The organism is Mesorhizobium ciceri biovar biserrulae, assembly GCF_001618845.1.
GTDB classification, from domain to species: domain Bacteria; phylum Pseudomonadota; class Alphaproteobacteria; order Rhizobiales; family Rhizobiaceae; genus Mesorhizobium; species Mesorhizobium ciceri.
On sequence record NZ_CP015064.1, the window covers coordinates 5,838,947 to 5,852,642 of the forward strand.

The 13,696-nt window shown below is 63.0% G+C and carries 11 protein-coding genes; 6 read left to right on the plus strand and 5 right to left on the minus strand.

What is annotated here, in order from left to right; translation table 11 throughout:
- Nucleotides 1-163: 163 nt before the first annotated feature.
- Complete coding sequence (gene lptE, locus A4R29_RS27590) at nt 164-742, minus strand: LPS assembly lipoprotein LptE (RefSeq protein WP_063173290.1); 579 nt, start codon at nt 740-742, stop codon at nt 164-166.
- A complete protein-coding gene (gene leuS / locus A4R29_RS27595) occupies nt 729-3,353 on the minus strand; it encodes a leucine--tRNA ligase (RefSeq protein ID WP_063173291.1) in 2,625 nt (874 codons plus the stop codon). Before leuS ends, lptE begins: the two co-directional genes overlap by 14 nt.
- Before the next feature lie 155 nt (nt 3,354-3,508).
- On the opposite strand from leuS, the gene A4R29_RS27600 reads away from it, so the two are divergent.
- Together A4R29_RS27600 and A4R29_RS27605 are read left to right on the plus strand one after the other, a co-directional pair.
- Nucleotides 3,509-4,171: a YggS family pyridoxal phosphate-dependent enzyme gene (locus A4R29_RS27600; RefSeq protein WP_063173292.1), complete on the plus strand. Its 663-nt coding sequence runs from the start codon at nt 3,509-3,511 to the stop codon at nt 4,169-4,171.
- Nucleotides 4,172-4,281: 110 nt separating this feature from the next.
- A complete protein-coding gene (locus tag A4R29_RS27605) occupies nt 4,282-5,331 on the plus strand; it encodes an aldo/keto reductase (RefSeq protein ID WP_063173293.1) in 1,050 nt (349 codons plus the stop codon).
- Between the two features lie 44 nt (nt 5,332-5,375).
- On the opposite strand, the gene A4R29_RS27610 is transcribed toward A4R29_RS27605, so the two are convergent.
- Nucleotides 5,376-6,278 (minus strand): LysR family transcriptional regulator, encoded by a 903-nt coding sequence (locus A4R29_RS27610; RefSeq protein ID WP_063173294.1) that lies wholly within the window; start codon nt 6,276-6,278, stop codon nt 5,376-5,378.
- A gap of 119 nt (nt 6,279-6,397) precedes the next feature.
- Between A4R29_RS27610 and A4R29_RS27615 the strand changes: the two genes are divergently transcribed.
- Together A4R29_RS27615 and A4R29_RS27620 are read left to right on the plus strand one after the other, a co-directional pair.
- Nucleotides 6,398-7,579: an MFS transporter gene (locus tag A4R29_RS27615; protein WP_024504216.1), complete on the plus strand. Its 1,182-nt coding sequence runs from the start codon at nt 6,398-6,400 to the stop codon at nt 7,577-7,579.
- A gap of 51 nt (nt 7,580-7,630) precedes the next feature.
- Entirely contained in the window at nt 7,631-8,665 is a 1,035-nt protein-coding gene (locus A4R29_RS27620; protein ID WP_024504215.1) for an aldo/keto reductase, read from the plus strand.
- Nucleotides 8,666-8,907: 242 nt separating this feature from the next.
- Here the strand turns inward: A4R29_RS27620 and A4R29_RS27625 are convergent, their stop codons facing one another.
- Nucleotides 8,908-9,180, minus strand: coding sequence for an usg protein (locus tag A4R29_RS27625; protein ID WP_013529022.1), 273 nt, complete (start codon nt 9,178-9,180; stop codon nt 8,908-8,910).
- Nucleotides 9,181-9,482: 302 nt separating this feature from the next.
- Between A4R29_RS27625 and acs the strand changes: the two genes are divergently transcribed.
- Complete coding sequence (gene acs / locus A4R29_RS27630) at nt 9,483-11,438, plus strand: acetate--CoA ligase (RefSeq protein WP_063173295.1); 1,956 nt, start codon at nt 9,483-9,485, stop codon at nt 11,436-11,438.
- Nucleotides 11,438-12,181: an MOSC domain-containing protein gene (locus tag A4R29_RS27635; RefSeq protein WP_024504213.1), complete on the plus strand. Its 744-nt coding sequence runs from the start codon at nt 11,438-11,440 to the stop codon at nt 12,179-12,181. Before acs ends, A4R29_RS27635 begins: the two co-directional genes overlap by 1 nt.
- Nucleotide 12,182: 1 nt before the next feature.
- On the opposite strand, the gene A4R29_RS27640 is transcribed toward A4R29_RS27635, so the two are convergent.
- A complete protein-coding gene (locus A4R29_RS27640) occupies nt 12,183-13,451 on the minus strand; it encodes an SAM-dependent methyltransferase (RefSeq protein WP_027163681.1) in 1,269 nt (422 codons plus the stop codon).
- Nucleotides 13,452-13,696: the final 245 nt, after the last annotated feature.

The window sequence follows — 13,696 nt, forward strand, 5'->3', positions numbered from 1 at the left end:
ACCGCGGTGGCGCGATCTACTCGCTGTGCTATAGCAGGCCGATGGGTCTCTTCGGCCAATCTCTGTTCAGAATCTGGCTCTGTTCGGGAATCTGGTCATGATCCCACGATCATCCCGTCATGCCTGGGGCGCCAGACCGTTTTCGTGAAGCAGATGAGGTGCGCTAGCCGGTCTTGCCGTGCCGGACAAGGTCCTGGGCAATGGACAGCTGCAGCGCTTCCGCCAACTCTCGCGCCGCGCGATTCTCGGCGTCGATCTGCGCCCGGTATGCGGCGAATTCCTGACGCGGCCTGTCGAAGGACGAGGTGATCGAACGCTTGCCGGATGCGATCACCACGCCGGTCTTCGCATCGGCCAGCGTATAGCTGCCGGTCAGCGTCACGGAACCGGCGGTCGGCTCGTCTTCGTCGGTTCCGACCTGCACAAGTGCCGCGGACTCGACCGCTTCGGTCACGCCGAGATTGAGCGAATAGGCCGGCGAGGCCGGCTCGCCGGCGCCTCGTCCAAACCCGAAAATGAGATTGTTGCGCACCTGTTGGCCGTAACGCGTATTGACCGGCTTGATGCCGATCAACGCCAGTTCGGCACTGGCACTGTCCTGCGAACCCGACAGTGGCGCGCTCGAATAGAGCGGCCGCACCGTGCAGGCCGAGACAAGCGCGAGCGAACCTATCAGGCCGGCAAGCGCCATGCGGCGCAGCAAATGGCTCAACTCTGTCTTTTCCCGATCAGGCAACGACATTGACGATCCTCTGCGGCACGATGATCACCTTGCGCGGAGCCTTCCCTTCGAGTGCTTTCTGCACGAAGTCGAGAGCCAATACCGCTTTTTCGACCGCACCTTGGTCCGCGTCGCGGGCAATTGTCAAATCCCCCCGCTTCTTGCCGTTGACCTGTACCGGATAGGTGACTTCGTTGTCGACGACCAGCGCCGGATCGAAGACCGGCCAGGGCCGTTCGGCAACGAGATCGGTGCCGCCGAGCGTTGCCCAGCACTCCTCGGCCAGATGCGGCATGACCGGCGCGATCAGATGCACGAGAATCTCCACCGCCTGCCGGCATGCGCCTTTCAGCGCTGCATCGGCCTTGCCTTCGGCCACCTCGTTAAGCGGCGTGGTCAGCGCGTTGGCCAGTTCGTAGATGCGGGCGATGGCGCGGTTGAAAGCGAGCTTCTCGATATCCTCTCCGACCGCCTTGAGGATCTTGTGCGCGGCCTTGGAAACCACCGCGGCCTCGCCGCTGCTGGCCGCCACGGGCTTGATGCCGGCCAGTGTTTCGGCCGCCGTCGACACCAGGCGCCAGATGCGCTGGATGAAGCGATGCGCGCCGGCGGCGCCATCGTCGGTCCACTCGACATCGCGCTCGGGAGGCGAATCCGACAGCATGAACCAGCGCGCCGTATCGGCGCCGTAGCCATCGGTGATGTCTTCCGGGCTCACCGTGTTCTTCTTCGACTTCGACATCTTTTCCAGCGGGCCGATGGAGACGGTCTCGCCGGTGGCGATCTCGATGGCGCTGCGCTTGCCGTCGACGTCCTCCAGCCGAACTTCGGTGGGCGCCAGCCAGCGGCCGTTCGATGCCGAGCCAACGCGATAGGTTTCGTGCACCACCATGCCTTGCGTGAACAGGCCCTTGAACGGCTCGGCCAGATCGACATGGCCGGCTTCGCGCATGGCGCGGGTGAAGAAGCGCGAATAGAGCAGATGCAGGATCGCGTGCTCGATGCCGCCAATATACTGGTCGACCGGCAGCCATTCGTTGGCCGCCTTGGGATCGGTCGGTTCATGTGCCCACGGCGCGGTGAAGCGGGCAAAATACCACGACGAATCGACGAACGTGTCCATCGTGTCGGTTTCGCGCCGCGCATCCCTGCCGCATTGCGGACATTTCACATGCCGCCATGTCGGATGACGGTCGAGCGGATTGCCCGGGCGGTCGAAATCGACATCGTCGGGCAGCTTCACCGGCAGGTCCGCCTTCGGCACCGGCACCACGCCGCAAGCCTCGCAATGGATCATCGGGATAGGGCAGCCCCAGTAGCGCTGGCGCGAAATGCCCCAATCGCGCAGACGGAAATTCACCTTGCGCTCGGCCATCGGCCGGTTGCCGATCGTCTTCTGCTCCAGCAGTTTGGCGACTTCGTCGAAAGCCTGATCCGGCTTCAAGCCGTTGAGAAAGCGCGAATTGATCATCACGCCGTCATCGACATAGGCTTCATCGATGATCTGGAACGTCGCCGGATTCTCGCCTTCCGGCATCACCACCGGAATCACCGGCAGGCCGTATTTGTTGGCGAAGTCGAGGTCGCGCTGGTCGCCGGACGGGCAGCCGAAAATGGCGCCGGTGCCGTATTCCATCAGCACGAAATTGGCGACATAGACAGGCAGCGTCCAGTTGTCGTCAAACGGATGGACGACGCGGAGGCCGGTGTCAAAACCCTTCTTCTCAGCTGTCTCCAGCGCCGCCACCGAGGTGCCCATATGGCCGATATCCTCGATGAACTTCGCCAGTGCCGGATTGTGCGCAGCGGCCTTCTTGGCCAACGGATGATCGGCGGCGACAGCCATGAAGGAAGCGCCGAAGATGGTGTCGGGCCTTGTCGTATAGACTTCCAGCTCATGCTCGCCATCAGAGGCGTCGGCCAGAGGCCAACGGATCAGCAGGCCTTCCGAGCGGCCGATCCAGTTCTGCTGCATCAGCTTCACTTTTTCCGGCCATTCGTCGAGGCCTTCGAGCGAATCCAGCAGATCCTGGGCGAAGTCGGTGATCCTGAAGAACCACTGCGTCAGTTCGCGCTGTTCGACCAGCGCGCCCGAGCGCCAGCCGCGCCCGTCGATGACCTGCTCGTTGGCAAGCACCGTCATGTCCTCCGGATCCCAGTTGACCTTGGAGGATTTGCGCGTCACCAGCCCCTTCTCGACAAAGTCGAGGAACAGCATCTGCTGGCGGTGGTAGTAATCGACGTCGCAGGTGGCGAATTCGCGCGCCCAGTCCAGCGACAGCCCCATGACCTTGAGCTGCTCGCGCATGGTGGCGATGTTCTGGTAGGTCCACTCCTTGGGGTGGACCTTGTTCTGCATCGCCGCGTTTTCGGCCGGCATGCCGAAGGCGTCCCAGCCCATCGGGTGCAGCACGTTGAAGCCCTTGGCCCGCTTGTAGCGCGCCACCACGTCGCCCATCGTGTAATTGCGGGTATGACCGATATGGATGCGCCCCGACGGATAGGGGAACATCTCCAGCACGTAGTATTTCGGGCGCGGATCGTCATTGTGCGCTTCGAACAGCTTCTTGGCGTCCCAGGCCTTCTGCCATTTGGGCTCTGACGCGCGCGGATTGTATCGTTCGGTTGCCATGGGACGTTTTTCACTTAAAATCATGCGCGAACTGCGGGCGATGGCTCGGCAGTTCAGGGAATGTGGTCCGGGTGTTCACCATGGTTTGGCAAACCCGTCAACCATATGGGTACCGCGTCTGACAAAAACGCCGGTCAAAACAGCAGGATTTGCATATGGGTGACGCCGTTCAGCAATTTTTCGCGGTCAAGGCGAAGATCGCCGCCGCCGAACGCGAGGCCGGCCGCGAAGCCGGCGCCGTGACCCTGGTCGCGGTCTCAAAGACCTTTGATGCCGCCGACATCGGCCCGGTCATCGAAGCCGGCCAGCGCGTCTTCGGCGAGAACCGGGTGCAGGAGGCGCAAGCCAAATGGCCTGATCTGAAGGACGCATTTCCCGACATCGAACTGCATCTGATCGGCCCGCTGCAATCCAACAAGGCTAGGGAAGCGGTAGCACTGTTCGACGTCATCGAGACGGTCGATCGCGAGAAGATCGCCGCCGAACTCGCCAAGGAGATCGCCAAACAGGGCCGCGCGCCAAAACTCTATGTCCAGGTCAACACCGGCTCCGAGCCGCAGAAGGCCGGCATCGAGCCCCGCGACGCCGTGGCCTTCGTCGCCCGCTGCCGCGAGGTGCATGGCCTCGCCATCGAAGGCCTGATGTGCATCCCGCCGGCCGATGAGAACCCCGGTCCGCATTTTGCGCTGTTGGAGAAGCTTAGCAAGGAAGCCGACGTCGCCAAACTCTCAATGGGCATGTCCGGCGACTACGAAACAGCAATCGCCTTCGGCGCCACCAGCGTCCGCGTCGGTTCGGCGATCTTCGGCACTCGCTGAGACGCAACGGCCTTTGGGCCAATCCGACAGGCTCGTTGCTCCAGGACTGGAAACGAAACGTACCGTTCCTATTTGCTTTGCGTCATCACAAACGCTCTGGAGCCGCCACCATGCGCTACAACCAGCTTGGAAATACGGGGATGTTCGTCTCCGAACTGTGCCTCGGCACCATGACCTTCGGCGCCGCCGGTCAGAATGCCCAATGGGGCCTGATCGCCAGCCTCGACCAGAAGGACGTCAACGAGATCGTTGCCCATTCGCTTGCCGCCGGCGTCAATTTCTTCGATACGGCCGACGTCTACTCCTTTGGCGAATCCGAACGGTTGCTCGGCCAGTCGCTCAGGGATCTCAAGATCAACAGGCAGAATGTGGTCATCGCCACCAAGGCGCATGGCGCCATGGGTGAAGGCCCCAACCAGCGCGGCTCGTCACGCGGCCACATCATGGATTCGGTCGATGCCAGCTTGGAGCGGCTGCAGCTCGACCATATCGATCTCTATCAATTGCACGGCACCGACACGGTGACGCCGATCGACGAGACGCTGCGAGCGCTCGACGATCTGGTTGCCAGCGGTAAGGTCCGCTATGTCGGCGTCTCCAACTGGGCGGCATGGCGCATCGCCAAGGCGCTCGGCATCGCCGAGCGCAAGGGTTTCGCCCGTTTCGAGACCGTGCAGTCCTATTATTCGATCGCCGGCCGCGATCTCGAGCGCGAAATCGTGCCGCTGCTCAATGAGGAGAAGCTCGGCCTGATGGTGTGGTCGCCGATGGCCGGTGGCCTGCTCTCCGGCAAATATGGCCCCGGCGCACCCGGCAATGGCGAAGGCCGCCGCGCGTCCTTCAACTTCCCGCCGGTCAATGAGGACCGCGCCTGGGCGGCCGTTGCCGTCATGCGCGACATAGCCAAAAAACATGATGTGAGCGTCGCCACGGTGGCGCTCGGCTATGTCCTGGCCAAGCCCTTCGTGATGAGCGTCATCATCGGCGCCAGCCGCATGGAGCAGCTGGAGCAGAACCTTGCCGCCACTGAGGTGAAGCTCGACACCGACGATCTGGTTCGTCTCGACGAGGTCAGCGCCCTGCCGTCCGAATATCCAGGCTGGATGCTGGAGCGCCAGGCAGCGGGCCGCCGTCCGGCGGCGTTCACGCCGAAAGCATAAATACAGCCCACGCTGACATCTCGGGAGCCGTGGCTCCGGAGATGTCAGGTCAGCCGGACGCTCTCGCCCAGAAAATCGAGAAAGGCCCGCACTCTGGCCGGCAGGTGCTTGCCGTGGCCGACATAAACGGCATGTGTCGGTTCGACATCGCCAGGGTTGAAGTCTTCCAGCACCGGCACCAGCCGGCCGGCGGCAATATCGGGCTGGACATGCCAGCGCGCCAGCCGGGCAATGCCCGCACCCGCAATCGTCATCAGCCGCATCGCTTCGCCATCGCTGGCCATCGCATTGCCGCTGACGGGAACCGTGAAGGATGTACCGTCCGCGAACGGCCAGCCGTCGCTGTAGCGGGCAAAGCCGAAGGCAAGCCGATTATGACGGTCGAGTTCGGCAGGCAGGCGCGGTGTCCCACGCGCTCCAAGATAGGACGGGGCGGCAACCACCACCATCCGGCTTTGGCCGAGCTTGCGCGCCACCAGCCGTGACTCGCCGAGTTGCCCGGCCCGGATGGCGACATCGGCACGCTCCGCCATCAAATCGATGACGCTGTCGGTCAGCACCAGATCGACCGAGATTTCGGGGTAGCGTTCGAGGAAGCGCGGCAAAAGCGGGATCAGCCGGTGCACGCCGAAGGGCACGTAGGTGTTGACGCGCAGCCGCCCGCGCGGCGCCGCACCCGCCGCAGCCTCGCGCTCGGCCGCCGCCATGTCGGCCAGGATGCGCAGCCCGCTCTCGTAGAATGCGCTGCCTTCCGGCGTCAGTTGCAGCTTGCGCGTCGAGCGGCTGACCAGCCGCGCGCCAAGCCGGGCCTCCAGCCGCGCGATCAGCTTGCTCACCGCCGACGGCGTCATGCGCAACGCGCGTGCCGCGGAGGAGAAACTGCCTTCCTCGACGACGCGCACGAACACTTCGATCTCGCCGGAGCGATTGATGTCGGGCCTGGCCATTTATGAATCTATTTCACAGAAAATATGCCCAAGGCAAGTCTGGTTCACAATGCAGGGAAGCACGATCTCAGGGGTCGGGGCGCGGGACGGCGCTCTTCGCATCGAAGTGGAAAACCGCCATGCCTCTTGCTCTCTACGCCCTCGCCGCCGGTGCCTTCGGCATCGGCGTCACCGAATTCGTCATTATGGGTTTGCTGCTCGATGTCAGCAAGGATCTCGGCGTTTCGATCTCGGCTGCCGGCCAGCTCATTTCGGGCTATGCGCTTGGCGTCGTCATCGGCGCGCCGTTGCTGACCATCGCCACCGGCAACTGGCCGCGCAAGACCGTGCTTCTGGCGCTGATGGCGATCTTCACGCTCGGCAATCTCGCCTGCGCGTTGGCGCCCGACTACTGGACGCTGATGGGCGCCCGCATCATCACCGCCTTTGCCCACGGCACTTTCTTCGGCGTCGGCTCGGTGGTCGCCACCGGCTTGGTCGCGCCCAACAGACAAGCCTCGGCGATCGCGCTGATGTTCACCGGCCTGACCATCGCCAACATCCTCGGCGTGCCCTTCGGCACATGGCTCGGCCAGGCCTTCGGCTGGCGCGCGACCTTCTGGGCCGTGACAGTGGTCGGTGTGGCCGCCTTCGCCGTCATCCTGGCTCTGGTGCCACGCAGCCGGACGGCGCCCGAAAAGAGCGACCTGCGCGCCGATCTCGCCGTTTTGCGCCGCACCCCCGTCCTGCTCGGCCTCGCCACCACCGTGCTCGGCTATGCCGGCGTCTTCGCCGTCTTCACTTATATCGCTCCGTTGCTGACCGAGATAAGCGGCTTCAAGGAAGCAGCCGTGTCGCCGATCCTGCTCGTCTTCGGCGGCGGTCTCATCGCCGGCAATTTGCTTGGCGGCAAGGTCGCCGACCGCTGGCTTGTGCCGGCCGTGCTGGGCAGCCTCGTGGTGCTGGCCCTGGTGCTCGCAACGATGACCTTCGCCATCCACAGCCAGGTGATGGCCGTCATCTATGTCGGCCTGCTCGGTGCCGCCGCCTTTGCTACCGTGGCGCCGCTGCAGATGTGGGTGCTGGACAAGGCGCAAGGTGCCGGCCAGAGCCTCGCCTCGTCCTTCAACATCGCCGCTTTCAATCTCGGCAACGCCGCAGGCGCCTGGCTTGGCGGCGCGGTGATTGCCCAAGGGCTTGGCCTGGGTGCTCTGACCTGGGTCGCCGCCTTGCTGCCGCTCACGGCGCTCGGCGTGGCCGGACTGGCGCTGCGTCTCGATCGTACCCCGGCGCTCGGCGCACCTGCCTCCATCCGCTCGTGACTACCCTCGGCAAACCCTTCCGACACCCTTCATACCACCAGGAGTAAAAAGATGGATTATCGACGTCTCGGTGCATCGGGCTTGAAAGTGCCCGCACTCTCATTCGGTGCGGGAACCTTTGGCGGTTCCGGCCCGCTGTTCGGCGCCTGGGGCAACAGCGACGCCAGGGAAGCGCGGCGGCTGATCGACATCTGCCTGGAGGCTGGTGTCAATTTGTTCGACACGGCCGACGTCTATTCGAACGGCGCTTCTGAACAGGTGCTTGGCGACGCGATAAAAGGCCGCCGCGATGCCGTGCTGATCTCGACCAAGACCGCGCTGCCGATGGGCGATGGGCCGGGCGATTACGGCTCGTCACGTTCGCGGCTGATCAGATCCGTGGATGATGCGCTGAGGCGCCTCGGCACCGACTACATCGACCTTTTGCAGCTACACGCCTTCGATGCCGGCACGCCGATCGAGGAGGTGCTGTCGACGCTGGACAACCTGATCCGTGCCGGCAAGCTGCGCTATGTCGGCGTCTCCAACTTCTCCGGATGGCAAGTGATGAAGTCGTTGGCGCAAGCCGACAGCCAAGGCTATCCGCGCTATGTCGCCCATCAGGTCTACTATTCGCTGGTCGGCCGCGACTATGAGTGGGAGCTGATGCCGCTCGGCCTCGACCAGGGCGTCGGTGCATTGGTGTGGAGCCCGCTTGGCTGGGGCCGCCTGACCGGCAAGATCCGCCGTGGCCAGCTCCTGCCGGAACAGAGCCGGCTGCACGACACGGCAAGCTTCGGTCCGCCGGTCGAGGACGAGCATCTCTATCGAGTGATGGATGCCCTCGATGTCGTGGCCGAAGAAACCGGCAAGACCGTGCCGCAGATCGCCATCAACTGGCTGCTGCAGCGCCCGACCGTATCGTCGGTCATCATCGGCGCCCGCAACGAGGAGCAGTTGCGCCAGAACCTCGGTGCCGTCGGCTGGACCTTGACGCCGGAGCAGATAAGGCAGCTCGACGCGGCAAGCGAAGTCACCGCGCCCTACCCGTACTTCCCGTATCGGCGGCAGGAAGGCTTTGCCCGGTTGAACCCGCCGGTGGTTTGAGCGCATCGGGCCGTCATGGCGCAAGGTTCGCGGGCCAGCGCCCCCCTCTGGCCTGCCGGCCATCTCCCCCTCAAGGGGGGAGATCGGATGTCGCGGCGACTTTCGCCAATCGCAGGCGTAACAAGGGGCGGCGTTGTCGGTGGAGCTGCCAATCTGCCCACTTGAGGGGGAGATGTCCGGCAGGACAGAGGGGGGCGTCGTAGAACGCCGACCTCAAGAAGCCGTTGCTGCGAAACTTGCCCCTAGTGCAGCACAAACTCCCCATCCACCTTGCGCCATTCGTTCGGCGCGATCAGCTTCTGATGCGTATAGCTGATCGAATGCAGCGGCCCGTCCAGCTTGGCCTTCCAGAATTCGATGAACTTGATCAGCACCGGAAACTTCGGCGCGAGATCGTAGTCCTGCCAGATGAAGCTCTGCAGCAGATGCGGGTGATCGGGAAAGTGATAAAGAATCTTGGCAGTGGTCAAGCCATAGCCTTTGAGCATCAGGTCCATTTCGGCATGGTCGCGCATGACGGTCCCCAGGTTGATTCGCCTGTCCTCCCACGGCTGATTGTGCGCGCCGCTGATTAACCGTCTATTGATTTTTTCTTCATCTGAACCGGCTTTAGCATGCGAAAACATGCAGTTAGCAGCGCACCTCTTCGAGTGCTGACAGCCCTGGAGAAGCCCCCTGCGGCATCCCGCCGCGCGAATCCAACGTCTAATGTTGCCGTAACGGCGGAACTGGTAATAATGCCGCCGAATTCGCGGCCGTGTCGCCGCGATCCCGCCGGCATTTCAAGCCGGCGATTGGTTCGGGAGGAAAGTCAGGAATGTCCGAGGTTCATGTCCATCGCGTCCAGCCGGCGTGGAAGAAAAACGCGCTGATCGACAATGACACCTACCTGAAATGGTATGCCGACAGCGTCAAGAACCCGGACAAATTCTGGGGCAAGCACGGCAAGCGCATCGACTGGTTCAAGCCGTTCAGCAAGGTCAAGAACACCTCCTTCGACGGCAAGGTCTCGATTAAATGGTTCGAGGACGGACTGACCAACGTTTCCTACAACTGCATCGACCGGCATCTGAAGAAGCGCGGCAACCAGACCGCCATCATTTGGGAAGGCGACAATCCCTACGACGACAAGAAGGTCACCTATAACGAGCTCTACGAGCATGTCTGCCGGCTCGCCAATGTGATGAAGAAACACGGCGTCAAGAAAGGCGATCGAGTCACCATCTACATGCCGATGATCCCGGAAGCCGCCTATGCGATGCTGGCCTGCACGCGCATCGGCGCCGTCCATTCGATCGTCTTCGGCGGTTTCTCGCCGGATGCGCTGGCCGGCCGCATCGACGACTGCAAGTCGACCTTCGTTATCACGGCTGACGAAGGCCTGCGCGGCGGCAAGCCGATCCCTTTGAAGGAAAACACCGACAGGGCGATCGAGATCGCCGCGAAAGCCGGAACGAAAGTCGAAAAGGTGGTGGTCGTGCGCCGCACCGGCGGCAAGACCGGCTGGGTTTCAGCCCGCGACGTCTGGTATCACGACGAGATCGCGACGGTGAAAGCCGAATGCAAGCCCGAGAAGATGAAGGCCGAGGACCCGCTGTTCATTCTCTACACGTCGGGTTCGACCGGCAAGCCGAAGGGCGTGCTGCACACCACCGCCGGCTATCTCGTCTACGTCTCGATGACCCACCAATATGTCTTCGACTACCATGACGGCGACATCTACTGGTGCACCGCCGATGTCGGCTGGGTAACCGGCCACAGCTACATCGTCTACGGCCCGCTCGCCAACGGCGCCACCACGCTGATGTTCGAAGGCGTGCCGAACTATCCGTCGCAGTCGCGCTTCTGGGAAGTCATCGACAAGCACAAGGTCAATATCTTCTACACCGCGCCGACGGCGTTGCGCGCGCTGATGGGCGCCGGCGATGCGCACGTGAAGAAGACGTCGCGCAAATCGCTGCGCGTGCTGGGTTCGGTCGGCGAGCCGATCAACCCGGAAGCCTGGGAGTGGTATTTCAACGTCGTCGGCAACGGCAAGGTGCCGATCGTCGACACCTGGTGGCAGACCGAGACCGGCGGCATCCTGATCACGCCGCTGCCAGGTGCGACCGACCTCAAGGCGGGTTCGGCGACGCGGCCTTTCTTCGGCATCAAGCCGCAGCTGGTCGACGGCGAGGGCAAGGTGCTGGAAGGTGCGGCCGACGGCAATCTGTGCATCACAGATTCCTGGCCGGGCCAGATGCGCACCGTCTATGGCGATCACGACCGCTTCGTGCAGACCTATTTTTCGACCTACAAGGGCAAGTACTTCACCGGTGACGGCTGCCGCCGCGACGCCGACGGCTATTACTGGATCACCGGCCGCGTCGACGACGTCATCAACGTCTCCGGCCACCGCATGGGCACGGCCGAAGTCGAATCGGCGCTGGTCAGCCATGAGAAGGTTTCCGAGGCCGCGGTCGTGGGCTATCCGCACGACATCAAGGGCCAGGGCATCTACAGCTACGTCACCTTGATGAAGGGTGCCGAACCGACCGAAGAGCTGCGCAAGGAGCTTGTTGCCCATGTCCGCAAGGAGATCGGCGCCATCGCTTCGCCCGACAAGATCCAGTTCGCGCCGGGCCTGCCGAAGACGCGTTCCGGCAAGATCATGCGTCGCATCCTGCGCAAGATCGCCGAGGACGATTTTTCTGCCCTGGGTGACACCTCGACGCTGGCCGACCCGGCCGTCGTCGATGATCTGGTCGCCAACCGGCAGAACAAGAAGAGCTGATGCAGGCCGCGCTGGGCACTGTCAGCGAACTCTGGCGCTATCCGGCGAGTTCGCTTGCCGGCGAGCGCCTGAAAACAATCTCGGTCGACGTCGAGAGCATCGACGGCGACCGCCTGTTCGGCCTTGTCGACGTGTCCGACAACGAGATCGCACGACCGGACCGCGACGCGAAATGGCACAAGGTGCCGCGCATCCGCACCCGGCTGTCGCCGACCCTGGAACTCGAGATTGCCGTTCCCGAGGGCGACTGGCTGGCCGCGCCAAGCATCGAGAGCGACCGCGCGGTGTCGGCCTATCTCGGCTTCGAGGCCTCGCTCCGTCCGTTTCGCCGCGAGAATACCGGGCCTGACTATGCCGGCCCGCTGACCGCGGAGCGCTACCGCAAGGCGCCGATTCATCTATTGACCACGGCTTCGCTGGCACGCCTGAAAGCATTGCACCCGGAAGGGGTCGCCGACCCGCGCCGCTTCCGCCCCAACATCGTTGTCGACATGGCGGCGATCGAAGGCTCGTTTCCCGAAACGGAATGGATCGGCCGCAAGCTTGCCGTCGGCGATCTCCTGCTGACCATCTCGGAACCCTGCCGCCGCTGCGGTTTCACCATTGTCGCCCAGGATGGCTTCGACCATGATCCGGCGATCCTGCGCAACCTGGTCCGTCACAACGCCCATAACCTCGGCGTCTATTGCACGGTCGACAGGCCGGCGCGCGTCGAAGTCGGCGACGCGATGCGCTTCCTGTAAGCTATCGATACAGATCCGCCCGTGTCGGCGGCAGGCCGCTTGGACCGCGCGCGCGCTTGGTCACGACGGTCTGGAAAATCTGTGCCGATGCGCGCTCGAAGGTGATCGAACAGCCCGTCAGGTAAAGCAGCCATAGCCGCGCCCTGGCCTCGCCCACGTCGGCGATTGCCTCATCGAAGCGGGCCTGCAGCCGCTCGGCCCACAGCCTGCAGGTGCGGGCATAGTGCTCGCGCAGGTTCTCGACATCGTAGACGAGAAAACCATGCGCCTCGAGATTGCCTGTTGTCATGCCGATGGTGTCGAGTTCGCCGCCGGGAAAGATATATTTGAGCAGCGCCTTGAACTCCGGCCCCTTGCGCAAGGTCTTCTTGATGTCGCCCTTGCTGCGCCGGGTGATGGCGTGGTGCAGATAGATGCCGCCCGGCTTCAGCAGGCGATGAATGGTCTTGAAATAAGTCGCATGGTTGGCGAGCCCGAGATGTTCGAACATGCCGATCGACGAGATCTTGTCGAAGCTGCCGGTGAGTTCCGCATAGGATTTGATCTCGATGGTGATGCGGTCCTCCAGCCCCTCGGCGCGAATGCGTTCGCGGGCCAGCTCGGTCTGCGCCTGCGACAGCGACACACCGTGGCCGACGACGCCGTAGTTCTTCGCCGCATGGATCAGCATGGCGCCCCAGCCGCAACCGATGTCGAGCAGTCGTTCGCCCGGTTTCAGCCGGAGCTTGCGGCAGATGTGGTCGAGCTTGTCGACCTGCGCCTGGTCGATGCCATTGGCGAAATCCTTGAAGTAGCCGCAGCTATAGACCATGCGCTCGTCGAGAAAGAGCCGGTAGAAGGCGTTCGAGATGTCATAGTGATGCTGGATCGCCTCCTGGCTCGAACCGCTGACATAGGGATTGCGCCCCGACAGATCGGTCCGCGCGCTCATCTGCTTGCGTGCCAAAAGCACGGAAGGCAGGTCGCGCAGGATCGCCATTTTCGGCAGCGACTTGAGCTTGGTTCTGAGCTTGCCTTGCGACGGCAGGGCATAAAAATCGAAGATCGTCCCGTCTTCGATGTCGATGGTCTTGGAAATCCACATCTCGATCAGCGTCGACAGGGACGGTCGCTTCACGATCTGCCAGACGATGTCCTGGTCGTTGATGGTGAGCACCGGACCAGTGGCGGGGCCTATCCGCTCCCCGGTCCACAGCCTGACCGCAAAACCCGGCTTCAATGTTTCGATCACCGTTCGAACGATGCGAGCGGCCTTTTCGGCTGCCTCCATGCGATTCCTCCGAATGCTGGCTCCGGGGCAGAAGTTTGCCCGGTCGGCCTGGCAATCGCAAGCCGGCCCGCACCAGGCCCGCCCGTTGGTTAATTTCAGACCTGCACCTTGTCTTTTGCTGCAATGCACCCCATCATGAGTATGTGTTCAACAAATCGAAAGGAGGTGATCCGATGTCGAGTGATTTCGTTTTCCAGAACGTGGCCTCAGCGGATTGCACTTTCGGGAAGCAGTCTTCCCGTTAA